This is a genomic window from Staphylococcus casei, assembly GCF_030294405.1.
Classification (GTDB): domain Bacteria; phylum Bacillota; class Bacilli; order Staphylococcales; family Staphylococcaceae; genus Staphylococcus; species Staphylococcus succinus.
This window is the reverse complement of record NZ_CP125718.1, coordinates 2,032,054-2,055,538: the sequence shown is the minus strand read 5'-3', so window position 1 is coordinate 2,055,538 and position 23,485 is coordinate 2,032,054. Positions and strand designations below refer to the sequence as shown.

Below are 23,485 nucleotides of genomic sequence, written 5' to 3'. Positions count from 1 at the left end.
AAAAATTATTATGGAATTTAGAAATCAAGTATTAGATGTATTGGAAGACGTTAGTGAAAGTAGTGTGGTTAAAGAAAACCCAGACGTGGAGTTATTTGAAGAGGGCATTATAGATTCATTCCAAACGGTAGGGCTTTTGCTAGAAATTCAAAATAAATTAGATATTGAAGTATCTATTATGGATTTTGATAGAGATGAATGGGCGACACCTAATAAGATCGTAGCGGTATTAGAAGAATTACGATGAAATTGAAACCATTTATACCAATTATTGTAAGTCTATTATTGTTTGGAATTTTCTTAATTATGCCTGCCAGTTGGTTTACAGGTATCATTAATAGTAAAACATTAGAATCACAACGCATAGCTTTAACGGATCAAGTACTTAAAGGTACATTGATTCAAGATAAGATGTATCAATCTAATGATTATTATCCCATCTATGGTTCAAGTGAACTTGAAAAAGATGACCCATTTAATCCAGCTATAGTATTAAATGGAAAAAAAGAGATATCTCAAAAACCGTTTCTAATTGGTACGGGGGGTTCGACTGATTTAGTGAACGCTGTGGAACTAGCATCACAATGTGACAATTTAAAAGGTAAGAAAATGGCCTTTATCATTTCACCACAGTGGTTTACAAATCACGGTTTGACCAATTCCAACTTTAAAGCACGTATATCTCAAGCGCAGTTAAATCAGTTGTTCAACCAAGACAATTTAAGCCCAAAACTAAAGCAACGTTATGCGCGAAGATTATTGCAATTTAAAAAGGTCGAAAATAGAAGTTATCTAAAGCAAGTCGCTCGTCACCCTAATGCAGTAAAGGGAAATTATATTTCTAGTTTCAAAGATAATCAATTAAAAAAAATTGAAGCAATTAAGTCTATTTTTCCAGTACGTAGTTCACCACTTTCGCATGTAGAACCCATAGTAAATAAATCAGACTCATGGAAGACAATTCGAAATCGTGCTGAAGCATATGGTTCCAATCAAACGAAGTCAAATGAATTTGGTATTAGAGATAAATATTGGGATTTAATACAACAACACAAACGTAAAATTAAGCGAGATTATGAATTTAATATTAACTCCCCAGAATTTAAAGATCTAGCATTACTGGTAGACACATTACATGAAGCGGGTGCAGATGTAACATACATTAACTTACCATCTAATGGTAAATGGTACGATCACATTGGTATTGATAAAGATAGACGACAAAAGGTTTATAAAAAAATTAATCAAACGATAGAACAAAGGGACGGTCAGGTCTATGATATGACAGACAAAGATTATGAACCTTATGTTGTAAGTGATGCTGTACACATTGGTTGGAAAGGCTGGAGTTATATAGGTGAACACATTGAGAAACATATGAGTAACTTTTAAAGTGAACACCATTTTCTCTAGCTCAAGTCTGATATATAAATTATAAAAAGGTAGCCTTATTTTAAGGCTACCTTTTTATTTCATAACATACATAGATGCTTATCCAATCCAATCATGTTTGATATACCCTATGTAGCCTATAAACATTAATATGACGCTGATCACACTTACTATAAAAAAAGCCTATCCAAAAGTATGGATAGGCTAGAAATGTTCGATAGAAATTATATCTTAAGATGTTCTTTATTTATATATGATGATTGTATCAATTAGAATACTTGTTCTACTTCTATTACTCCTGGTACTTCTTCATGTAAAGCACGTTCGATACCGGCTTTTAAAGTGATTGTTGAACTAGGACATGTACCGCACGCCCCATGTAATTGTAATTTAACAATACCATCTTCTACATCGACGAGTGAACAGTCGCCACCATCACGTAGTAAGAAAGGACGTAATCTTTCAATAACTTCTGCTACTTGATCAAACATTGTTACGTTTTCAGTTGGCATGGATATGCCTCCTTTCAAGTAAATTATTTCATTTTCTACTTATCTTTTTATTATAATAGAAATGTACTGAAAAATCTATAAATCAAGACAAAAGGGGATAAGTCTAAATGAATAAAGTGAGCGTAGTTGTCTATGGTGCGGATGTTGTATGTGCAAGTTGTGTGAATGCACCAACTGCACGTAATACTTATGATTGGTTGCAGCCATTATTAAAAAGGAAATATCCGGAAACGCATTTTGAATTTACTTACATTGATATTGAAAAGGATACAGAAAATTTAACTGATCACGATGAACAATATATAGAACGTATACAAGAAGATGAATTGTTTTATCCTCTAATTACAATGAATGATGAGTATGTCACAGATGGCTATGTACAATTAAAAGATATTACTCAATTTATGGATAAACAATAAAGTGTTAGTTCATGATATTTAACAGATCATGTTGGAATATTATAAACTGAATGATAAGTACACATAAAAAAAGATGATTTCTATGTCATATGACATAGAAATCATCTTTTTAGTTATTAGTTATCTGTATGCATTAACTTACAGAATCACTATTTGTCTAACCATTATGGTATTTATATAACCAAAGTACGCCTGATTTCAGGATTGAAGCTAGGCGACCTGTTACGGTACGATCCATAATATAAGCGAATCCTTTTTTATCTCCAAGAGAACCTAAGAAACCTTGAATTTTAATTTCAGGCATTTGGTCAGGTAATTTTTTACCTTGCCACTGTAGTTTCATGACATCTGCGATTTGATCACCTTGGGCTTCAGCTAATTGGGCACTTGGTGCATGCGGTAATTCAGCACAATCTCCAACAACATATACATTTGTATATGTTGGTACTTGGTGATATTGATTTAAAATCACACGACCACCTTTACTGATATCAATCGGTAAATTTCTAACGACTTCTACGGGTTGAATACCTGCAGTCCAGACGATTAAGTCTACATCTTCTGGGACATCGTTATTATAAATACGACCAGGTTCAACACGGTTGATATCTGAATTTGGTACGACAGTAACGTTATTTTTACTGAACCACTTTTCGATATAAGTACTTAATTTTTCAGGGAAACGACTTAAAATTCGTTCACCTCTGTCATATAGGAAGATTTGTAAATCTTCACGGCTTTCACGTAATTCACTTGCTAACTCTATACCACTTAAACCAGCACCAACAATTCCTACTTTAGCACCATTGGGTAATTCACTAAGATGGTGGAATGTTTCACGAGATTTAGATAATGTTTGGATACTATGCGTATATTCTTCAGCGCCAGGCACATTATGATATTTATCTTCACAGCCTAAACCGATGACTAATTCGTCATAGTCTACTTTAGTATTACCAACCGATACAATTTGATCATCTAAATTAATATCGTTGATTTCTCCATAAACATTATTAATACGATCAGAGTCAGGGAAACTCATACGAATATCCTTATCGGATTTAGTACCAGCAGCCAATTCGTAAAACTCTGGTTTTAAACCATGATACGGCATACGGTCGATTAATGTAATAGAATAATTTTCTGGTAGAGCATTAGGTAAAATATGTGACATAATGCGCATATTACCATAGCCGCCACCTAACAGTACTAAATTTTTCATTTTGTAATACCCCTCTAGTAAATATTGTATTGAGCATTTATAGAAAACTCATAAAACACAATAACTTTAATCATATGAGATAGTAAATCTTCCTTAAATGCTACAATGTAAGTTATTAAATTTAATATGGTTTAATCATACCTTACCTTGCATCGATATACCAATTTTCTATAATCAGCTTACTTATACATATTATATGCTTTTTTATAAACTACTACAAATAAGTGACGATACTAAAATTTGTAATTGTAATCGTTTTAAATAAGAAAGTATCTTTTGTTTAAAACGGCCAATGGCACTAGATATAGGCTTTCGTAAGTTTAAACGATAGGTTGTCAATTTACACAAAAAAATTTTTGTAAGTAGCTTCGTAGTATTTTAAATTTTTTAAGAAGCAATGATTGTAAGCTAGAATGTAGTCATTATCATCTGATTTTTGTTATAATTGTATAACTGATAATTAATGAGAGGGTGTAATATGAATCCAATAGTTGAGTTCTGCATTTCGAATTTAGCGAAAGGTGGGGACTTTGTATATAATCAGCTTGAAAATGACCCAGGTGTCGACGTATTAGAATATGGTTGTTTACAAAATTGTGGACTATGTTCAAGTGGGTTGTATGCATTGGTTAATGGTGATATCGTTGAAGGTGAATCGCCAGACGACTTACTACAAAATATTTATGCACATATAGAAGAAACATGGATTTTCTAGGGAGGTATTTACGATGGCAGTAATAGAAGTAACAGAAGCAGCAGTGTATGAAGTAAAAGACATGTTACAACAAAATGATATGGCAGACGGCTATTTAAAAGTTAAAGTAAATGGTGGCGGTTGTACTGGACTCACTTATGGCATGTCAGCAGAAGCTGAACCAGGTGAAAATGATGAAGTTATTGAATTTCATGGTTTGAAAGTACTTATCGATAAAATTGACAAGCCAGTATTAGAAGGTACTACAATTGATTTCAAACAATCTCTCATGGGTGGAGGCTTCCAAATTGATAACCCAAACGCAATTGCATCATGTGGTTGTGGAAGCTCGTTTAGAACTGCAAAAGTTGCGGGTTCGCCAGAAGATTGTTAGTAGCATGATATAAAAATGAAGGCTATAGTACGCATTAAATAAAGTGTGAGCTATAGTCTTTTATAAGTTTATGTGAAAAAATAAACAATATGTGCGTTAGCGCTTGAAAATGAAGAATAAAAGCTATAAAATTGGTATTGGATAAAAAATGTCTTTTTTGTGACTTACATATGTATCATTTAGGGTATAGAAAAAGACTGACGCAACAAAAAAATTATGAAAGCTTAGGTGAATGAAATGGCTCAAGATCGTAAAAAAGTATTAGTTCTAGGTGCTGGTTACGCTGGATTACAAACTATTACAAAATTACAAAAGCAAATTTCAGCAGATGAAGCTGAAATTACGTTAATTAATAAAAATGATTACCACTATGAAGCTACTTGGTTACATGAAGCTTCAGCAGGTACACTTAGCTATGAAGATTTACTATATCCAGTTGAAAGTGTAGTAAATAAAGACAAAGTTAACTTTGTTAAAGCAGAAGTTACAAAAATTGATCGTAATGCTAAAAAAGTTGAAACTGATGCCGGTATTTTTGACTTTGATATCTTAGTAGTATCATTAGGTTTTGAAAGTGAAACATTTGGTATTAAAGGTATGAAAGAGCATGCTTTCCAAATTGAAAATGTATTAACTGCACGTAAATTATCTCGTCATATCGAAGATAAATTTGCTAACTATGCATCTTCAAAACAAAAAGATGATAAAGATTTAGCGATCTTAGTCGGTGGTGCTGGATTCACTGGTATCGAGTTTATCGGTGAATTAACAGATCGTATTCCTGAGTTATGTAATAAATATGGCGTAGAACAAGGTAAAGTAAAAGTGACTTGTGTTGAAGCTGCTCCAAAAATGTTACCACAATTCTCTGATGAATTAGTTAATCACGCTGTAAGTTACTTAGAAAGTAAAGGCGTAGAATTCAAGATTGCTACACCAATCGTTGCTGCTAACGAAAAAGGTTTCGTAGTTAAAGTTAATGATGTTGAACAACAATTAGAAGCAAATACAGTTGTATGGGCTGCTGGTGTTCGTGGTAGTAAATTAATGGAAGAATCATTTGAAGGCGTTAAACGTGGTCGTATCGTTACAAAACAAGATTTAACAATCGAAGGTTATGACGATATCTTTGTAATTGGTGACTGTTCTGCATTCATCCCTGCTGGGGAAGAACGTCCATTACCAACAACTGCACAAATCGCTATGCAAGAAGGTGAACACACTGCGAAAAATATTAAAAATATTTTAGAAGGTCAACCTACACAAGAATTCTCTTATGTTGACCGTGGTACTGTATGTTCATTAGGTTCTGGCGATGGTGTTGGTGTCGTATATGGTAAAGATATCCAAGGTAAAAAAGCTGCGTTTATGAAAAAAGTTATCGATACACGTGCTGTATTCAAACTTGGCGGTATCGGCTTAGCATTCAAAAAAGGTAAATTTTAATAAATAAATAGATTTCATACAGCAACACATACACGTGTACTGTACTGTAAAAAGACCTATCTTATTACTAGATAGGTCTTTTTATTAACACATGGTAATTTATTTCCAGAACGATAAGATTTATTGTTATAATTTGAAGAAAATAAATGTGAAAAAGAGGGATTCCATATGCAAGCAACAATAAAACCCAATGCAGAAATCAAGCATACTACTTTAATTGTTGGTGTACCTGAACATATAAACCAATTAAGCCAGATTGTAGTAGAAGACGAAGATATAAATGAATTATTAAAAACATTAAAACATAATCAAATCATAAGTAGTAATGTAGGACATGTATCGAGCACACAAGTTTTATTAAATGGTAACTATGCTAAGTTGATTGCAGTAGGTTTAGGTAACTTAAAAACATCTGACTCCAGTGATTTTTTAATTGTATTTGGCAAGTTATTCCAGCATTTAAAAAATGATAGAATTTTCAAAGGTGCATTACTATTTGATACTTTTGCATCTAAAATACTGAGTAAACTTGAGCTTGCTGAATTATTAGGAAGACAAAGTGAGCAATCTATTTATCAATTTGATAGTTATAAAACGGATAAAACTGCGCCATATCAAATTGATTTAGACATACATACAAATGACGAAGATGTTAAGCATGCGCTTGCAGATGGCGTAGCTTTGGCTTCTGCTATAAATCTTGCGAGAGATTATAGTAATATGCCCCCTAATATTTTGACACCTACTTATTATGCAGAACTAATATCTAAGCATTTTAAAAATACAGAAGTTACTGTAGATGTAAAAGATGGAGCTACTTTACAACGTGAAGGCTTTGGTTTGATACATGCAGTAGGTAAAGGTTCAAAAAATGATCCGAGATTAATTACTTTGACGTATAACGGGGGACAAGAAGGAGAACAACCTATAGCGCTTGTAGGAAAAGGAATTACATATGATTCAGGCGGTTATTCAATTAAATCAAAAGTCGGCATGCAAACTATGAAATATGATATGTGTGGTTCTGCCAATGTCGTTGCCATGATAGAATCAGCTCAACGCTTAAACCTTAAAATAAATATCGTCGGTGTAATCGTTGCAGCTGAAAATATGGTTAATGAAGTAGCAATGAAACCGGACGATGTGTTCACAGCATTAAGTGGAGAATCTGTAGAAGTACTTAATACTGATGCTGAAGGGCGCCTAGTGTTAGCAGATGCAGTTTTCTATGCAAATCAATTTCAACCTAAAGTAATATTAGACTTTGCTACGCTGACTGGCGCTGCTGTTGCAGCACTTGGTGAAGATAAGGCTGCAGTTTTTAATAAAAAGGCAAAAGTGCAGCTGGATGAGATATTGGTAGAAGCACAGAAAATGGATGAATTTGTATTTGAATTACCAATGACATCTACAGAACAAGCTTTAATTCGTAATAGTGATGTTGCAGATTTAGTAAACCATACAAATGGTCATGGTAAAGCACTCTTTGCTGCTACATTTATTAATCACTTTGCTGGTGAAACACCACATCTTCACTTTGATATTGCTGGTCCTGCTACAATAAATAAAAATACACACAAAGGACCTAAAGGACCAACGGGGTACTTAATTTCTACAATAGTTCAATGGTTGAGAAAACAATAGCATACGCCATGCTTAATTTATAATATAATTGAAAGGAAAAACTCGCTAATCGTTAAATGAGTTTTTCCTTTTTTTATAATAAACAAAGTACAAAAGGTCCATTGAAAACAAATTGTTTAAATATTTATGAACCTGAAAAGATAAGATTGACAATTTAATTGGTTATTGATAGTATAAATCTCGTGATACTTTAGTTCGATAACGTAATAAAGGAGTTATGCTTTGTGATAAATGCAGTTGTAATAGCAGTTGTATTGATGATTATCTTATGTTTATGTAGATTAAATGTAGTGATTAGTTTGTTCGTCAGTGCATTAGTTGGTGGATTAGTTGCAGGTATGAGTATACCTGAAATTGTTTCCGTATTTGGTAAAAATATAGTTGATGGCGCCGAGGTAGCATTAAGTTATGCACTATTAGGTGGTTTCGCAGCGCTTATTTCATATAGTGGAATTACTGATTATTTAGTAAATAAAATTATAAATGGCATTCACGCTGAAAACAGTAAAATGTCTCGGGTGAAGGTAAAGGTTATCATTATTGTGGCACTATTAATACTTAGTATTATGAGTCAAAATATCATACCTGTACATATTGCATTTATACCAATTGTAGTACCTCCATTAATAAGTTTATTTAACGAACTTAACGTAGATAGAAGACAAATCTCTATCATTATAGGTTTTGGATTATGCTGGCCATATATACTTTTACCGTTTGGTTTTGGTCAAATATTCCACCAAATTATACAAAATGGTTTTACCAAAGCACATCACCCAATTGAAATGGGGATGATTTGGAAAGCGATGATTATCCCATCATTAGGATATATTGTTGGATTGATTGCCGGTATTTTCTATTATCGAAAACCAAGAAAATATAAAGCATATAAAGATGTTAAAGATATAAGTCATGTAGAACTGAAGCCCTATGTACTAGTAGTAACAATTATTTCTATATTGGCGACATTTATTGTACAAACACTTACTGATTCCATGATTTTTGGTGCATTAGCTGGGGTGTTAATATTCTTTGTGTCTAGAGTTTATAAATGGACAGAATTAGATAAACAATTTGTAGATGGCATTCAAATCATGTCATTTATTGGGGTCGTGATATTATCTGCAAATGGTTTTGCAGGTGTAATGAATGAAACAGGTGACATTACTAAATTAGTGCATAGTTTAAGTGGCATTACTGGCGATAATAAACTCATTAGCATTATTGTAATGTACATCATTGGTCTAATTGTCACATTAGGTATAGGCTCATCATTTGCTACGATCCCGATTATCGCTACATTATTTGTTCCATTAGGTGAGTCTCTTGGCTTAAGTACGATGGCATTAATTGCGCTTATCGGTACAGCAAGTGCATTAGGTGACTCGGGTTCACCAGCAAGTGATTCTACGCTTGGACCAACTGCAGGATTAGATGTAGACGGACAACATGATCATATTAGAGATACATGTATACCTAACTTCATCTTTTACAATATTCCATTAATTATTTTTGGTACTATTGCGGCTATGATATTATAAAGTTAATAATGAATAGACGGGGTGTCAAAATGACTAATATGTTAGAAACATTAGGCATGAAATTAGAAAAAAAAGGACATGGATTAATTGTAATGTCGATGCCTGTGACAGATCGTGTAAAACAACCTTTTGGGTATTTACATGGTGGAGCAAGTTTAGCTCTTGGTGAAACGGCATGCTCATTAGGTGCGGCGAATATGATTGATACGAATCAGTATATTCCTTTAGGTTTAGAGATGAATGCTAACCATATAAGTAGTACTACTGAAGGTACAGTATATGCGACAGCAACGATTATCCATGAAGGAAAGACTACACAGGTATGGAATATAGAAATTAAAGATGACAATAATCGTTTAATTAGTATCATGCGTGGGACAATTGCGATTAAAGCGAGAAAATGAAATATGAATATTAACAAAGTGCTATAAAGTATTATACTGTGCACAAAGTGGAGAAAGCCGCTCACACTTTGTGCAAACAATCAGTATAGGGAACTTTATAGTGCTTTTTTTGTTATTGCTTCGTTTTCTATCTTATTGAAAGCTTGTGATATTCGCATAGCAGCTTCTCGGCCGCCCATAATATTTCTAGCAAAGGGTCCAAGTTCTAAGTCTGCTAAGCCACCTGAAACAAAAAGATGAGGTAACCACTCTAAATTATTACTGATAGACGGCAAGCCACAGTCAGCCACTGGGGCCTGGTACTTATTTATGAGTTGTTTGATAATAGGTTGTGCCATGATAGCGTCTTGAAAACCAGTTGCTAATAATATTTGATCATAGTATAAGCAATAGTGATGCGTACAGATATGATGATGTTGAACTTCAACAAGTTCATTCGTATGAATGACTAATCTTTTTTGCTCTACATACTTTTTAATCCTTAATTCAATTTCTTTAGGTATTGAGCCTTTATGACGTTCTTGCTTAATAATATTTAAACGTTCTTTAGATGAGTGAATTTTATGGAATTTATTCATATTTTTAGGACCTAACCAACCAGGATCAGCATCAAAATCATGCACCTCAAGTGGTTTATTAGTCCATAAATGAATGATCTTCTCAGGATTTGTTTTGAGCAATCTTAAAGTCAAGTGTGCAGCTGTAATGCCACTACCGACTATGTGAGAAGTATGCTCATAGTTCTTGTCGTCATCATCAAAAATATGGGATACATCTGCTTGATTCTTAAATAGCGCTGGCGTATATGTATTATGGTTACAACCAAATGCAATAATTAAATGCGTCGTTGAAATCCAAGATTGATCTGCTAATTGTATATGCCAAAGTTGGTTGAGTTGTTTAATATTGCATACAGAACTTTGAATATGACTATGGTTTAAATGGTACTGATGAATAAGTTGGTGTGTGTGATTCATAAACATCTCAAGATTTGGGCGTTGGTATGGCCCATATGATGCGTGGGTATATTGGCATTTTTTAGCAAATTGCTTTAAATGAAATGGGTTAGGATGCGTATGATGTACACCAGGTGATCGAAGATAAGGCATATCGATACGTTGGGTAAATTGATTGAATTGCTGACATAGATCAGGGTTAGGGTCTATGATACGCAATTGATGTGGACTTAAACCTTGTGATCTTAATTTGATAGCGATCGTTACTGCTTGAATACCGCCACCGATGATAGTCCATGTAGTCATGATGACATAACCTCCTATTAAATCGTAATAATTACGATTTAATATAACATTGATTGCAGTATATGACAAATATTTATTTCTGATAAATATGTAAATTAAAAAGCACCTATCTTTTTAAGATAGGTGCTTTTTAATTTACATATTAAGAGATTATAATTTTGTGTTTTTTAAATCATCTTTGATATCATCGAGCTTTGTTCTCTTAGAAGAAGGCGTGTCTAAATTATAAGCTGCTTTTATAATAAGATGGCTTGCTAAAGGACCAGTAATCAAGATGAATAAGATACCGACTAGCAATTGCATATTTACGTAACCTTCTTTGCCTATAAAGAACAAAAATACGCCACTAATTAACAACATTGAACCGAGTGTAGCTGCTTTTCCAGCTGCATGTGCTCTGGAATAGACATCGTCTAGGCGTAATAGGCCAATTGCTGCAAGCGCACTGATGATTGATCCAAGAATAACGAGTATAAGTGAGATGCTAATGACGATCTGAGTTATCATGTTCAATCACCTTACCTTTATCCATATATCTTGCGAAGACTGCAGTGCCTAAAAAAGCTAAAATGCCAATCATTAAGATGACAACAAGGATATATTTAGTGCCTAAGAAAATACTAAATAGAGCAACGATGGCCATTAACTGTATTCCCATTGCATCTAAGGCAACGACGCGGTCAGCAAGAGAAGGACCAATGATGACACGTATGAGCATACCTAACATAGATAACGCTACGACAACCAATGCAATGATTAAAATAATATTATAGTTCATTAATTTTCGCCAACCTCTCTAACCACTTTTTCAAGGGAGGATTTGATACTTTCAACTTCTTCTTCCTTGGTGCTAAAATCAATGGCGTGTATATAAATTTTAGTACGATCATCACTGACTCCTAATACAACAGTACCTGGTGTAAGCGTAATTAGATTAGATAATAAGACGATTTGCCAATCTGTTTTCAAATCAGTATGATAAGTAAAAAATGCTGGTGCATTATCGATAGTTGGTTTAATAATAATTCGTATGACATCGATATTGGCTTTGACTAATTCAACTAAAAATACGAAGAAGAGTTTTATTATCTTATAAATCGTTATAAGATAAAATCTTCCAGGTAAAATACCGTGCATGATATATACTAATAATAAACCAAATAAGTAACCTAATATAAAGTTATTAATAGTGTAGCTACCTGTTAAGAATAGCCAAAAAATAGTAAGTATTAAATTTACTAATATTTGAACTGCCATATTATTTTCCCCCCAATACGCTTTCAATATAGACACTAGGGTTATAGAAGGTCTCGGCCGCTTCTTTGATTATTGGTTGTAAATAGTCCGCAGATAATCCGAACATCACTGAAAGTATAACGGAAATAATCGCTACTGCAAGTAATCCTTTATAATGTAAATGATGATTCACATGATACCCTTTAGATTCACCAAAGAATCCTGTTAAGAAAATACGAATAACGGAATAAAGTACCACTAAGCTTGATAATAGTACAACGATACCACTGATATAGAACCCTTTCTCAAAAGTGGCTTGAACAATGTAGTATTTCCCATAAAAGCCGCTTAATGGAGGGATACCTGCTAAGCTGAGTGATGCGATAAAGAATGTCCAGCCTAGTACTGGATAATCTTTAATCAGACCACCATATTTGCGTAAGTCGTGTGTCTTCGTGATTTTATACATGATACCAATTAAGAAAAATAAAGCTGCTTTAATCAACATATCATGTAAAGTGTAGTAAATCGCGCCCATCATACCTGATTGATTCATCATAGCGACGCCCACTAAAATAACACCAACAGCAATCATAATGTTATAAATGATAATTTTTTTTGTATCATAGTAACTTATAGCTCCTACAGAACCAAAGATAATGGTCAATAGTGCTAAGAAAAGTATTGTGTAGAAGGAAAAACTTGTTGTATCTCTGAAAAAGAGACTTGCTGTTCTAGCAATAGCGTATACGCCTACTTTTGTGAGTAGGGCGCCAAAGAATGCAATGATTGCTACAGGTGGTGCGTAATATGCCCCAGGTAACCAAATATACATTGGGAACACGCCTGCTTTTGTTGCAAAGACGAAAATAAACATTATAAATATAATGCTCACAATCCCACTATCTTGAGAGGGCAGTTGACTCAGTTTTTGGCTGATATCCGCTAAGTTTAATGTACCGACTACTGAATATAACATCGCTACTGCGATTACAAAAAATGCAGATGAAGTTACATTAACAAGGACATATTTGATGGTTTCACTTAATTGTACCTTTGTACCTCCAATGACCAATAAGATATATGAAGCCATTAGGAATACTTCAAAGAATACGAATAAGTTGAAAATATCACCCGTGATAAATGAACCTATTACTCCAGTAACCATGAACATGATTGCAAAGTAATAATAATATGTTTCACGTTCAATACCAACAGATTGATAAGAATATAAAATGATGAGCATAGTTACGATTAGACTGGTTATTACCAGTAATGCACTGAATATATCAAGTACAAATACGATACTATATGGTGCAGACCAAGAACCAAGTTCTAATTTAATAGGACCATCTTTTAATACATTACTTAAATTTATAAATGCAAAAATCAATGTGATACCAGTACCAGTCAATGCAACATAACGCTTGATAATAGGGCGCTTACCAATAAATATTAATAGAATAATAGTTAACAGGGGTATGACAAGCAGTGAAATAATGAGATTATTCTCGATCATCATCAAGTACTCCTTTCATACTTTCGACGTTGTCTGTACCCAGCTCTTTATAACTTCTAAAAGCTAATACTAAGAAAAAAGCTGTGACAGAAAATGATATTACTATGGCTGTTAAAATTAATGCTTGGGGTATTGGATCGACATATGAAGTAATCCCTTTTTCATAAATCGGAACGTCACCCTTCTTTAATCCACCCATAGTCATTAAAAATAAATTTGATGCATGCGTTAGTATGGTAGTCCCAATAATGATACGTATCAAACTCTTAGAAAGAATGAGATAGACGCTCATTGCTGTGAGAATACCACAAACAAAAATCATAACTATTTCCATTACTCATTCTCTCCAATCGATAAGATTATAGTCATTATTGTTCCGATAACTGCGCACATTACACCTAAATCAAAGAATACTGCAGTATGCATTTCCATCGGTTTTAAGAAACCAAGTGGTATTTCAAAAGGTGTGTGCGTAAAGAAATTTTTAGTATAAAACCAGCTTGCCATAGGAGTTGCTACACAAAAGAGTAGCCCGATACCAATTAATATTTTAAAGTCCCAGGGGAATATTTTTCTCATCGTTTTAATATCAAAAGCTACCGTAATTATGACAAGCGCACTTGATAGCAAAAGGCCACCTACGAATCCGCCACCAGGTGTGTAATGTCCTGCTAAAAATAATGATAAACCAAACATAACTATTAGAAAGAAGATAATCACAGCTGAATATTGAAAAATTAAATTATTCTTCTGTCTGTTCAACGTTTTTACCTCCTTCTTCTGTAGCTTTATTTTTTGTACGTAGTTTTATCATAGTGTAGACACCTAGACCTGCAATACCTAATACTGAAGATTCAAATAAAGTATCGGTACCACGGAAATCTACTAAAATTACGTTAACCATATTTGTACCATGGGCTAAGTCATATACATGGGCTTTATAAAATGCGCCAATAGATTCAAAGTGCCTATTACCATAAGCAATTAAGCCAAGGACAATCACTACAGCACCAGCGCCTATAGAAATTAATACATTTACGAGTTTGAATGAACGAGATTCTTGATGACGATTTAAGTTTGGTAAATGATAGAAACATAGTAAAAACAAAGCTGTAGAAATAGATTCAACAACAAATTGTGTAAGTGCTAAATCGGGAGCCCCAAAGAAAATAAAGAATATTGCGACTGAATAACCCACAGCACTAGCCATGATAATACTGAACAACCTAGAGTTTGCCAATACAATCATAGATGTTGCAGTGATAATCAGTACTACGATAATCAACTCAAAAGGTCTTATCTCACTCACATTGTTAAGATCAATACTGAAAGGCGTTACTAACAATGTAACCAACGTGATAACGATTAAAGAAGTAAAGATAATAACTAAATTATTACGTGTAAAGCCTGTCACATAAGTATTAGTGAAAGTGCTTGAGTAATTTGGTGCATAATCCCCAAATTTATCGTACCAGTAATTGAGTGTAAGCTTACGTGGTTGTGCTTTGAGTAAACGCACCCAATAGCCAATACTTAAAATCAATAAAATCCCTATAATATATATGATTATTGTGGAAATAAAAGCTGGTGTAAAACCATGGAACATATGGAATTCTGCTGTATTACCAGTATGTAAACTAATTGAGTTAACAGCAGGTTCAATAATTGATTTTGTTAAAAGCGATGGGAAGAATCCAAACACAATGACTAATACCGATAAAATGATTGGTGATATTAATAATAAGAATGAAGCTTCATGCGCTTTTTTTGGTAAAGCATTTACATCACCTTGACCTAAAAAGATTTGAGTAATAAATCTTATAGAATATACAAAGGTAAATATACTACCAATAATAGCTATGATTGGTATCAATAAGCCAATGGTATTTAAGTTGTATATGTCTGCGTGGCTTACATCAATCATACTTTCTAAAAATTTCTCTTTTGATAAGAAACCATTAAAGGGAGGTATGCCCGCCATACTTAAAGCAGTAATGATGGTAATCGTAAATGAGATAGGCATAACTGTTAATAGCCCACCTAATTTTTTAACATCACGCGTGCCTGTCGAATGATCAATAGCTCCAGTAATCATAAATAGTGCGCCTTTAAAAGTCGCGTGATTGATTAAATGGAAAATAGCTGCAGTAAATGCTGCAACATAGAGTTGGCTTTGAGCACCTTCAAAATGATAACTCACTGCACCAATACCTAACATGGACATAATCATTCCTAGTTGTGAAACTGTAGAAAATGCCAAAATACCTTTTAAGTCTTGCTGTTTACTTGCATTTAACGATGCCCAGAGTAGCGTAATTAACCCTACGGCAGTTACTGTCCATATCCATCCTTGTGAGACTGCATAAATAGGTGTCATTCGCGCTACGAGATAGAGGCCAGCTTTTACCATTGTTGCAGAGTGTAAATAAGCACTAACTGGAGTTGGTGCTTCCATTGCATCTGGTAGCCAAACGTAAAATGGAAATTGAGCAGACTTTGTCATTGCACCAATTAATACAAATATCATTGATAAAATGAAGACTGGACTCATTTGTATTTCTGAAGCATTACCAATTAATTCTTGTAAACTTGTTGTACCACCTGCCATGGAGAGTAAGATAAGCCCACCTAATAGCGACAGGCCACCAAATACAGTGACGAGCATTGACTTTTGAGCACCATAAATGGAAGCTTGTTTGTCACGCCAAAAGGAAATGAGCAGAAAACTAGAAAAAGAAGTTAACTCCCAAAACAGGTATAAAATAATAATATTATCTGATAATACGACTCCTAACATTGCACCCATAAAGAGCAAAAGATAACAGTAAAAATTCCCCAACTGCTCTTGTCGACTTAAATAACTTATAGAATACAGTACGATTAAACTACCAATACCAGTAATGAGTAAACTAAAAAGTAACCCCAAGCCATCAACATACAAATTAAAATTCATGCCAAAATGGGGCATCCAATTTGCGTTTTGCATGACGGTTTGACCGGACATGGTTGTAGAAATGTATGATAGAAAATATATAAATAAGACGACAGGGATGGGTAACACAAACCATCCTATGTGTATTCGTTTTTGAAGACGATATACAAACGGAATAATGAGTGCAAATATTAACGGTAAGAGTGCCGCTATATGTAACAAACTCATTATTTTATCCTCCTTTGAAAATATAGTATAAAATGTATTATACATGATTTAGACTATTCTGAAAAACGTGATGACCCCTTGAAACAGTTGAGATACATGTTTAGTTAAATAAGAAGAAACGCGGTATTTTTATTCAAAATTTTGTTTATATTGGATTGCATAGTCTTTTTTTAATTGCTGTAAATTTTCTAAGGATTTTGCTGCGTGTAATGTAGCTTGCGCTTTTAATTTTTGTTCTAAATTTGTGATTGCTTGTTGTAAAGAATCTACATAGGACATTGCTTCTACATTAAAAGTTTTAAGGTGTGATTGTGTTGTATAACGTTTCTCGTATTGGCTGAGCGCTTTACGTTCATGAAAAAAAACATTTTCAATTTCATTAGGGTTATGTAAATCGCCTTGTTTGGGGTGTTTGATTACTTGTTCAACTTGTACTAATACTTGGTTTTCATCATTTTTTACTATTGAGACACCATAACTTCCAGTTTTATGTGCAAATCGATATAACATCGTTCATTCCTTCCCTTCATTTATGTTAGAATACATATATCATCTTAACATGAAATGGAGAATGAAAATGACGAACTATCCTCAGTTAAATTCAGAAATAAATGGTAATGAAATTAAATTAGTAATGCATACAAATAAAGGCGATATGACTTTTAAATTATTGCCTGATGTGGCACCTAAAACAGTAGAAAATTTTGTGACACATGCTAAAAATGGATACTATGATGGTATAACATTCCACCGCGTTATTAATGACTTTATGGTACAAGGTGGAGATCCTACAGCTACAGGTATGGGTGGCGAAAGTATTTATGGTGGACCATTTGAAGATGAGTTTTCACTTGAAGCATTTAATTTATATGGTGCTTTATCAATGGCGAACTCTGGTCCAAATACAAATGGATCACAATTCTTTATTGTTCAAATGAACAATGTGCCTGAATCAATGTTAGGTCAATTATCTGATGGTGGTTGGCCAGAACCAATCGTTAAAGCTTATGGTGAAAAAGGTGGCACACCATGGTTAGACCAAAAACATACAGTTTTTGGACAATTAATTGAAGGTGAAACAACTTTAGAAGATATTGCGAGTACCAAAGTTGGCCCTCAAGATAAACCATTACATGATATTACAATTGATTCTATTGATATCGAAGAAAAATAATAATAAAGGATGATGAAATGGCCAACCATTATATAAATTGTTGGCCGGTTGGAATCCTATGCAGTTTTCAGATGCCACAATGGGAAATATTGAAATCTATGATCTGATGGATACAGTACTTCAATTTGGGGAAGCTGAAAAATAGCCCAATCATTTCAAACAATTTAGGAATTTTCATTTCGATGAATTTCTAAATTATGAAGTGTGTCTTCAAATGGCAAATCAAGCATTGCAATTAGAGGCAGAATATAAATGATAGATAGAATGAAGCAGGTTTAAAGTATGCACATTGCAGTAGTAGAGGTGTGTATACATTTAAGCCTTTTTTTGTGCGATTTAACTTAGTAATGCTGTCATAACAGTCATATTTGCTCGTTTGAGTTTTTATTGTTAGAACTATAATCTAACAAATCGTGAAATTTTTCTATATTAATGTTAGTGACTTCCTATAATTTATGCTATTATAATAGTGTTAAGTATTACGAAATAAGGGGTTATCACGTTGAATAATCACTATAAGGTAGGTCAACATATTAAAGTTCGTGTGACTGGTATTCAACCGTATGGCGCTTTTGTAGAAACCCCTGACAATGCTGAAGGATTAATCCATATTTCTGAAATCATGGATGATTACGTCCATAACTTGAAGAAGTTTTTATCAGAAGGACAAATTGTAAGAGCGAAAGTAATTTCAATTGATGAAGAAGGAAAGTTGAACTTTTCCTTAAAAGATAATGACTATTTTAAAAATTATGAACGTAAGAAAGAAAAGCAATCAGTATTAGATGAAATTAAAGAAACCGAAAAATATGGGTTTCAAACAATTAAAGAACGCTTACCGGTTTGGATTAAACAGTCCAAAAACGCGATCAAAGAAGAAAAATAATCTTTCGAAAAAACCACTAACATTTTATGAGATGTTGAGTGGTTTTTCGTTTATAAAGAAGAATTTATATTTTAGTGATGGGTATATAGTCCATATAAGGTAATAGGAATGAAAATAAAAAATACATGCATGAGCATATTGTTTTATATTTTATAGCAAAGTAGTTAGAATTAATGAGCACTGAACGAGTATTAAAATTTAGGAGGCAATATCGAAATGAATAAAAAATTCCAACCGTTATTTGAAAAACTAACTTTACCTAATAATGTAGTGTTAGAAAATAGATTTGTATTAGCACCATTGACACATGTATCATCAAACGATGATGGTACCATCTCAGATGAAGAAGTTGTGTATATGGAGCAACGCTCAAAAGATGTAGGTTTAGCTATATCTGCAGCAAGTAATGTTACTGATATTGGTAAAGCTTTTCCAGGTCAACCTTCAGTAGCACACGATTCAGATTTAGAAGGTTTAAAACGATTAGCTAAAGCCATGAAGAAAAATGGTGCAAAAGCAGTGGTACAAATTCATCATGGTGGTGCACAAGCATTACCAAACTTAACGCCAAATGGGGATGTAGCAGCACCAAGTCCTATCTCAATGAAAAGTTTTGGTGAACAAGAAGAACATCATGCACGTGAAATCACAGTTGAAGAAATTGAAAATACAATTAAAGACTTTGGTGAAGCTACACGTCGAGTGATAGAAGCCGGATTTGACGGTGTAGAAATTCATGGTGCAAACCATTATTTAATCCATCAATTCGTATCACCTTATTATAATCGTAGAAATGACGAATGGGGCGAAGATCGTTTGAAATTTGCTTCTCTAGTTGTTGATGAAGTAACTGAAACAGTTAAAAAATATGGTAATAAAGATTTTATCGTAGGATATAGATTTTCACCAGAAGAAGCAGAGTCACCAGGAATAAGTATGGAAATAACTGAAACATTAATTAAACATCTGATTGAAAAACCGTTAGATTATTTACATGTGTCATTATTTGATATACATTCTAAAACACGTGAAGGTAAATATGAAGGTCAAGAGCGCATTGATTTATTACATCAGTGGATTGATGGTCGTATGCCACTTATAGGTATAGGTTCAATCTTCACAGCCGAACAAGCTTTAGATGCTATTGAATCAACAAATGCAGAACTAATTGCATTAGGTAGAGGCATTTTATTAGATCATAATTTTGTGAGCAAAATTAAAGAAGGTAACGAAGACCAAATTATTTCCGAATTTGATCCTGATGATGAAAACAAACATCATTTACCAGAAAAACTATGGACACAATTTAATCAAAGATTTTATCCACTTCCTAGAAAAGATGAAAAATAGAATTTAGTATATAACCATGGAGTATAGACGGCCTGATATCAGTGCAGCTATACTCCATTTGTTATTTAAGACTAAAGGTCGATGTATTTATGAATCAAACTTATTAACCTTAGTATATGAAAATTTATATATGAAGGTGGTTAAAAACGTGGCCAGACAATATTTAATTAATGAATTTAAGACATGGATTCATGTTCAAGTAAATAATATGATACATATAAATGCACTTTTGGCAGATTACCAGCAACTTATTTATGATTGGAAAGAAAGTTATTAAATTAAAATAGTTTTTTGTTTTTCTTTTTAAAGTAATGAATATTAATGAATATTGAAAGCTTATATAAGTGTTATAGCAAGGTTTGATATGACTAATCATACAATTTATTGTAATTTTAATTAAAAATAAATTAATTATATAAAATAATAAAATTGCCTTGTATAAGTGTGGGGATATATGTCATTATATATGTAAGGGCTTACATAAAAGAAATGAGGTTAAAGTGATATTTTTTTAATTGTATTTTGTGGTGCTTTTCGATTCATAACCCTTGAGAACTGGGCATTTTAAGAAAATAGTTTCAGTTGTCTTGCAAATACGTTATGCTATGAATGAGTATCATTTAAAGAGTTTAAAGGCTCTTAAATTTAAACTAAGGGGAGATATCATGTCAAGATCAGAAGAAATCATTGAATTAACAAATCATTATGGAGCGTCAAACTACGTACCGCTTCCGATTGTCATTTCGGATGCTGAAGGTGTTTGGGTGAAAGATCCAGAAGGTAACAAGTATATGGATATGTTATCAGCTTATTCAGCTGTAAACCAAGGCCATAGACATCCAAAGATTATTCAAGCATTAAAAGATCAAGCGGATAAAGTTACATTAGTTTCTCGTGCTTTCCATAGTGAAAATCTAGGGGAATGGTATGAAAAAATTTGTAAGCTCTCAGGTAAAGAAAAAGCTTTACCAATGAATACAGGTGCAGAAGCGGTTGAAACTGCTTTAAAAGCAGCACGTCGTTGGGCTTATGATGTTAAAAATATCGAGCCGGATAAAGCAGAAATTCTTGCGTTCAATGGTAACTTCCATGGTCGTACAATGGCGCCAGTATCATTATCATCAGAGGCTGAATATCAACGTGGATACGGTCCATTGTTAGAAGGATTCCGTAAAGTTGATTTTGGAGATATCGAAGCTGTTAAAGCGGGTATCAATGAAAATACTGCTGCAATTCTAATTGAACCTATCCAAGGTGAAGCTGGAATTAATGTACCGCCAGAAGGTTACTTAAAAGCAATTAGAGAATTATGTGATGAACATAATATTTTATTTATTGCCGATGAAATTCAAGCTGGATTAGGTCGTTCTGGTAAATTATTTGCAACAGACTGGGATGATGTTAAGCCAGATGTATATATCTTAGGTAAAGCTTTAGGTGGTGGGGTATTACCTATCTCTGTAGTATTAGCGGATGAAGAAGTATTAGGCGTATTTACACCAGGATCACATGGTTCTACATTTGGTGGTAACCCACTTGCTTGTGCAGTATCCAATGCAGCATTAGATGTGATTGTAGACGAAGATTTACCTGGACGATCATTAGAATTAGGTAACTACTTCAAATCAGAATTAGAAAAGATAGACCATCCTTCAATTAAAGAAGTGCGTGGCCGTGGATTGTTTATTGGTATTGAATTAAATGAGAATGCTAGACCGTATTGTGAAGCGCTAAAAGAGCAAGGGTTATTATGTAAAGAAACACATGATACCGTGATTAGATTTGCGCCACCACTCATTATTTCTAAAGAAGAATTAGACTTTGCATTAGACAAAGTAAGAAGCGTTTTTGCGTAAATATACAGTTCCATAACATAAGTTTTGAAAAGACTTTAAAAAGAAAAATCTTATGTTACAATTAGCATGAAAGCGAAATCATTAGTGACGAAAAAGAGGCGAAATGGATCATGACTGAGAATAATAATTTAGTTACTTCTACGCAACAAATTATTAAAGAAGCATTGCATAAACTGGGATTTGACGACGGTATGTACGATTTAGTGAAGGAACCTTTAAGATTTTTACAGGTTAGAATTCCTGTACGTATGGATGATGGTACTGTTAAAACATTTACTGGGTACCGTGCGCAGCATAATGATGCTGTTGGGCCAACTAAAGGTGGGGTAAGATTCCATCCTGACGTGGACGAAGAGGAAGTTAAAGCATTATCAATGTGGATGACATTGAAATGTGGCATTGTGGATTTACCATATGGCGGTGGTAAAGGTGGAATTATTTGTGACCCACGACAAATGAGTATACATGAAGTGGAACGTTTATCGCGTGGATATGTTCGCTCAATTTCTCAATTCGTTGGACCGACTAAAGATATTCCAGCACCAGACGTATTTACAAACTCTCAAATTATGGCATGGATGATGGATGAATATAGTTCATTAGACAAATTCAATTCACCAGGATTTATTACTGGTAAACCTATTGTCTTAGGGGGATCACAAGGTCGTGATCGTTCAACAGCACTAGGTGTAGTCATTGCAATTGAACAAGCTGCTAAAAGAAGAGGTCTTGAAATCAAAGGCGCACGCGTCGTAATTCAAGGTTTTGGTAATGCAGGTAGCTTCTTGGCTAAGTTCTTATATGACATGGGAGCAAAAATTGTAGGTATTTCAGATGCCTACGGTGCATTACACGATCCAGAAGGTTTAGATATCGATTATTTACTAGATAGAAGAGATAGCTTCGGCACTGTAACTAACTTATTTGAAGAAACGATTTCAAATAAAGAGTTATTTGAAATCGACTGTGATGTGTTAGTACCAGCAGCAATTTCAAATCAAATTACAGCTGAAAATGCTAATGATATTAAAGCTGATGTTGTGGTTGAAGCAGCAAATGGTCCAACTACGCCTGAAGGTACACGTATTTTAACTGAGCGTGGAATATTATTAGTACCGGATGTATTAGCGAGTGCTGGTGGCGTGACAGTTTCTTACTTTGAATGGGTGCAAAATAACCAAGGTTATTATTGGACTGAAGAAGAAGTAAATACAAAATTACGTGAAAAATTAATAACGGCATTTAATACGATCTATGAATTATCACAAAATCGTAAAATTGATATGCGCTTAGCAGCTTATATTGTAGGTATTAAACGTACAGCAGAAGCTGCACGCTACCGTGGTTGGGCATAAGTGAGCGTAGAACTTTAAT

Annotated in this window: 26 protein-coding genes; 15 read left to right on the top strand and 11 right to left on the bottom strand. The window is 33.7% G+C overall.

What is annotated here, in order from left to right:
* Window positions 1-10: 10 nt before the first annotated feature.
* Window positions 11-247, top strand: coding sequence for a D-alanine--poly(phosphoribitol) ligase subunit 2 (dltC, locus tag QMO72_RS09890; protein WP_103266861.1), 237 nt, complete (start codon window positions 11-13; stop codon window positions 245-247).
* On the top strand, window positions 244-1,392 hold the full coding sequence (gene dltD, locus QMO72_RS09885) for a D-alanyl-lipoteichoic acid biosynthesis protein DltD (RefSeq protein ID WP_103266862.1): 1,149 nt from the start codon (window positions 244-246) through the stop codon (window positions 1,390-1,392). Before dltC ends, dltD begins: the two co-directional genes overlap by 4 nt.
* Window positions 1,393-1,661: 269 nt before the next feature.
* On the opposite strand, the gene QMO72_RS09880 is transcribed toward dltD, so the two are convergent.
* Window positions 1,662-1,904 (bottom strand): NifU family protein, encoded by a 243-nt coding sequence (locus QMO72_RS09880; RefSeq protein ID WP_069823328.1) that lies wholly within the window; start codon window positions 1,902-1,904, stop codon window positions 1,662-1,664.
* A 107-nt stretch (window positions 1,905-2,011) separates the two neighbouring features.
* On the opposite strand from QMO72_RS09880, the gene QMO72_RS09875 reads away from it, so the two are divergent.
* Window positions 2,012-2,323, top strand: a complete 312-nt coding sequence (locus QMO72_RS09875) for a YuzD family protein (protein WP_103266864.1) — start codon at window positions 2,012-2,014, stop codon at window positions 2,321-2,323.
* A gap of 157 nt (window positions 2,324-2,480) precedes the next feature.
* Here the strand turns inward: QMO72_RS09875 and QMO72_RS09870 are convergent, their stop codons facing one another.
* Window positions 2,481-3,545 carry an NAD(P)/FAD-dependent oxidoreductase gene (locus QMO72_RS09870; protein WP_103266866.1) on the bottom strand — a complete coding sequence of 355 codons (1,065 nt, stop codon included), beginning with the start codon at window positions 3,543-3,545 and terminating at the stop codon, window positions 2,481-2,483.
* A 478-nt stretch (window positions 3,546-4,023) separates the two neighbouring features.
* Here QMO72_RS09870 and QMO72_RS09865 point away from each other — a divergent pair, with 478 nt between their 5' ends.
* From QMO72_RS09865 to QMO72_RS09840, 6 genes are all read left to right on the top strand, one after another.
* Entirely contained in the window at window positions 4,024-4,260 is a 237-nt protein-coding gene (locus QMO72_RS09865; protein WP_046837316.1) for a YuzB family protein, read from the top strand.
* Between the two features lie 13 nt (window positions 4,261-4,273).
* The gene (locus tag QMO72_RS09860; RefSeq protein ID WP_103266867.1) at window positions 4,274-4,633 is read left to right on the top strand and encodes a HesB/IscA family protein; all 360 of its coding nucleotides are present in this window, start codon (window positions 4,274-4,276) and stop codon (window positions 4,631-4,633) included.
* 237 nt (window positions 4,634-4,870) lie between these two features.
* Complete coding sequence (locus tag QMO72_RS09855) at window positions 4,871-6,079, top strand: NAD(P)/FAD-dependent oxidoreductase (protein ID WP_069823330.1); 1,209 nt, start codon at window positions 4,871-4,873, stop codon at window positions 6,077-6,079.
* A gap of 168 nt (window positions 6,080-6,247) precedes the next feature.
* Window positions 6,248-7,723, top strand: coding sequence for a M17 family metallopeptidase (locus QMO72_RS09850; protein WP_103266869.1), 1,476 nt, complete (start codon window positions 6,248-6,250; stop codon window positions 7,721-7,723).
* Window positions 7,724-7,947: 224 nt separating this feature from the next.
* Window positions 7,948-9,264, top strand: a complete 1,317-nt coding sequence (locus QMO72_RS09845; RefSeq protein ID WP_103266870.1) for a Na+/H+ antiporter family protein — start codon at window positions 7,948-7,950, stop codon at window positions 9,262-9,264.
* A 29-nt stretch (window positions 9,265-9,293) separates the two neighbouring features.
* Window positions 9,294-9,668 carry a PaaI family thioesterase gene (locus QMO72_RS09840; protein WP_103266872.1) on the top strand — a complete coding sequence of 125 codons (375 nt, stop codon included), beginning with the start codon at window positions 9,294-9,296 and terminating at the stop codon, window positions 9,666-9,668.
* 95 nt (window positions 9,669-9,763) lie between these two features.
* On the opposite strand, the gene QMO72_RS09835 is transcribed toward QMO72_RS09840, so the two are convergent.
* From QMO72_RS09835 to kapB, 9 genes are all read right to left on the bottom strand, one after another.
* Complete coding sequence (locus tag QMO72_RS09835) at window positions 9,764-10,930, bottom strand: NAD(P)/FAD-dependent oxidoreductase (protein ID WP_103266874.1); 1,167 nt, start codon at window positions 10,928-10,930, stop codon at window positions 9,764-9,766.
* Between the two features lie 150 nt (window positions 10,931-11,080).
* Window positions 11,081-11,437, bottom strand: coding sequence for a Na+/H+ antiporter subunit G1 (locus QMO72_RS09830; protein WP_046837323.1), 357 nt, complete (start codon window positions 11,435-11,437; stop codon window positions 11,081-11,083).
* On the bottom strand, window positions 11,415-11,708 hold the full coding sequence (locus QMO72_RS09825; protein ID WP_103266876.1) for a Na(+)/H(+) antiporter subunit F1: 294 nt from the start codon (window positions 11,706-11,708) through the stop codon (window positions 11,415-11,417). Before QMO72_RS09825 ends, QMO72_RS09830 begins: the two co-directional genes overlap by 23 nt.
* A complete protein-coding gene (gene mnhE1 / locus QMO72_RS09820) occupies window positions 11,708-12,187 on the bottom strand; it encodes a Na+/H+ antiporter Mnh1 subunit E (protein ID WP_103266877.1) in 480 nt (159 codons plus the stop codon). Before mnhE1 ends, QMO72_RS09825 begins: the two co-directional genes overlap by 1 nt.
* A gap of 1 nt (window position 12,188) precedes the next feature.
* Window positions 12,189-13,685 (bottom strand): Na+/H+ antiporter subunit D, encoded by a 1,497-nt coding sequence (locus tag QMO72_RS09815; RefSeq protein ID WP_103266879.1) that lies wholly within the window; start codon window positions 13,683-13,685, stop codon window positions 12,189-12,191.
* Complete coding sequence (gene mnhC1, locus QMO72_RS09810; protein WP_046837327.1) at window positions 13,672-14,019, bottom strand: Na+/H+ antiporter Mnh1 subunit C; 348 nt, start codon at window positions 14,017-14,019, stop codon at window positions 13,672-13,674. The genes QMO72_RS09815 and mnhC1 overlap by 14 nt, the downstream gene beginning before the upstream one ends.
* Entirely contained in the window at window positions 14,019-14,447 is a 429-nt protein-coding gene (mnhB1, locus tag QMO72_RS09805) for a Na+/H+ antiporter Mnh1 subunit B (RefSeq protein WP_046837328.1), read from the bottom strand. The genes mnhC1 and mnhB1 overlap by 1 nt, the downstream gene beginning before the upstream one ends.
* Window positions 14,428-16,845, bottom strand: a complete 2,418-nt coding sequence (locus QMO72_RS09800; RefSeq protein ID WP_103266881.1) for a Na+/H+ antiporter subunit A — start codon at window positions 16,843-16,845, stop codon at window positions 14,428-14,430. The genes mnhB1 and QMO72_RS09800 overlap by 20 nt, the downstream gene beginning before the upstream one ends.
* 129 nt (window positions 16,846-16,974) lie before the next feature.
* The gene (kapB, locus tag QMO72_RS09795; protein WP_103266882.1) at window positions 16,975-17,355 is read right to left on the bottom strand and encodes a sporulation phosphorelay system protein KapB; all 381 of its coding nucleotides are present in this window, start codon (window positions 17,353-17,355) and stop codon (window positions 16,975-16,977) included.
* A 67-nt stretch (window positions 17,356-17,422) separates the two neighbouring features.
* On the opposite strand from kapB, the gene QMO72_RS09790 reads away from it, so the two are divergent.
* From QMO72_RS09790 to QMO72_RS09765, 6 genes are all read left to right on the top strand, one after another.
* Complete coding sequence (locus tag QMO72_RS09790; protein WP_069823340.1) at window positions 17,423-18,019, top strand: peptidylprolyl isomerase; 597 nt, start codon at window positions 17,423-17,425, stop codon at window positions 18,017-18,019.
* 502 nt (window positions 18,020-18,521) lie between these two features.
* A complete protein-coding gene (gene ygs / locus QMO72_RS09785) occupies window positions 18,522-18,905 on the top strand; it encodes a S1 domain-containing post-transcriptional regulator Ygs (RefSeq protein WP_069823341.1) in 384 nt (127 codons plus the stop codon).
* 216 nt (window positions 18,906-19,121) lie between these two features.
* On the top strand, window positions 19,122-20,255 hold the full coding sequence (locus QMO72_RS09780; RefSeq protein ID WP_069823342.1) for an NADH-dependent flavin oxidoreductase: 1,134 nt from the start codon (window positions 19,122-19,124) through the stop codon (window positions 20,253-20,255).
* 148 nt (window positions 20,256-20,403) lie between these two features.
* Window positions 20,404-20,532 (top strand): hypothetical protein, encoded by a 129-nt coding sequence (locus QMO72_RS09775; RefSeq protein WP_286093176.1) that lies wholly within the window; start codon window positions 20,404-20,406, stop codon window positions 20,530-20,532.
* Between the two features lie 388 nt (window positions 20,533-20,920).
* Window positions 20,921-22,111, top strand: coding sequence for an ornithine--oxo-acid transaminase (locus QMO72_RS09770; protein WP_046837334.1), 1,191 nt, complete (start codon window positions 20,921-20,923; stop codon window positions 22,109-22,111).
* A 110-nt stretch (window positions 22,112-22,221) separates the two neighbouring features.
* Entirely contained in the window at window positions 22,222-23,466 is a 1,245-nt protein-coding gene (locus QMO72_RS09765) for a Glu/Leu/Phe/Val family dehydrogenase (RefSeq protein ID WP_103266488.1), read from the top strand.
* Window positions 23,467-23,485 lie beyond the last annotated feature (19 nt).

Coding starts and splice junctions, on each gene's coding strand:
- dltC (WP_103266861.1), top strand. CDS start 11: ATGGAATTTAGAAATCAAGTATTAGATGTATTGGAAGACGTTAGTGAA.
- dltD (WP_103266862.1), top strand. CDS start 244: ATGAAATTGAAACCATTTATACCAATTATTGTAAGTCTATTATTGTTT.
- QMO72_RS09880 (WP_069823328.1), bottom strand. CDS start 1,904: ATGCCAACTGAAAACGTAACAATGTTTGATCAAGTAGCAGAAGTTATT.
- QMO72_RS09875 (WP_103266864.1), top strand. CDS start 2,012: ATGAATAAAGTGAGCGTAGTTGTCTATGGTGCGGATGTTGTATGTGCA.
- QMO72_RS09870 (WP_103266866.1), bottom strand. CDS start 3,545: ATGAAAAATTTAGTACTGTTAGGTGGCGGCTATGGTAATATGCGCATT.
- QMO72_RS09865 (WP_046837316.1), top strand. CDS start 4,024: ATGAATCCAATAGTTGAGTTCTGCATTTCGAATTTAGCGAAAGGTGGG.
- QMO72_RS09860 (WP_103266867.1), top strand. CDS start 4,274: ATGGCAGTAATAGAAGTAACAGAAGCAGCAGTGTATGAAGTAAAAGAC.
- QMO72_RS09855 (WP_069823330.1), top strand. CDS start 4,871: ATGGCTCAAGATCGTAAAAAAGTATTAGTTCTAGGTGCTGGTTACGCT.
- QMO72_RS09850 (WP_103266869.1), top strand. CDS start 6,248: ATGCAAGCAACAATAAAACCCAATGCAGAAATCAAGCATACTACTTTA.
- QMO72_RS09840 (WP_103266872.1), top strand. CDS start 9,294: ATGACTAATATGTTAGAAACATTAGGCATGAAATTAGAAAAAAAAGGA.
- QMO72_RS09835 (WP_103266874.1), bottom strand. CDS start 10,930: ATGACTACATGGACTATCATCGGTGGCGGTATTCAAGCAGTAACGATC.
- QMO72_RS09830 (WP_046837323.1), bottom strand. CDS start 11,437: ATGATAACTCAGATCGTCATTAGCATCTCACTTATACTCGTTATTCTT.
- QMO72_RS09825 (WP_103266876.1), bottom strand. CDS start 11,708: ATGAACTATAATATTATTTTAATCATTGCATTGGTTGTCGTAGCGTTA.
- mnhE1 (WP_103266877.1), bottom strand. CDS start 12,187: ATGGCAGTTCAAATATTAGTAAATTTAATACTTACTATTTTTTGGCTA.
- QMO72_RS09815 (WP_103266879.1), bottom strand. CDS start 13,685: ATGATCGAGAATAATCTCATTATTTCACTGCTTGTCATACCCCTGTTA.
- mnhC1 (WP_046837327.1), bottom strand. CDS start 14,019: ATGGAAATAGTTATGATTTTTGTTTGTGGTATTCTCACAGCAATGAGC.
- QMO72_RS09800 (WP_103266881.1), bottom strand. CDS start 16,845: ATGAGTTTGTTACATATAGCGGCACTCTTACCGTTAATATTTGCACTC.
- kapB (WP_103266882.1), bottom strand. CDS start 17,355: ATGTTATATCGATTTGCACATAAAACTGGAAGTTATGGTGTCTCAATA.
- QMO72_RS09790 (WP_069823340.1), top strand. CDS start 17,423: ATGACGAACTATCCTCAGTTAAATTCAGAAATAAATGGTAATGAAATT.
- QMO72_RS09780 (WP_069823342.1), top strand. CDS start 19,122: ATGAATAAAAAATTCCAACCGTTATTTGAAAAACTAACTTTACCTAAT.
- QMO72_RS09770 (WP_046837334.1), top strand. CDS start 20,921: ATGTCAAGATCAGAAGAAATCATTGAATTAACAAATCATTATGGAGCG.
- QMO72_RS09765 (WP_103266488.1), top strand. CDS start 22,222: ATGACTGAGAATAATAATTTAGTTACTTCTACGCAACAAATTATTAAA.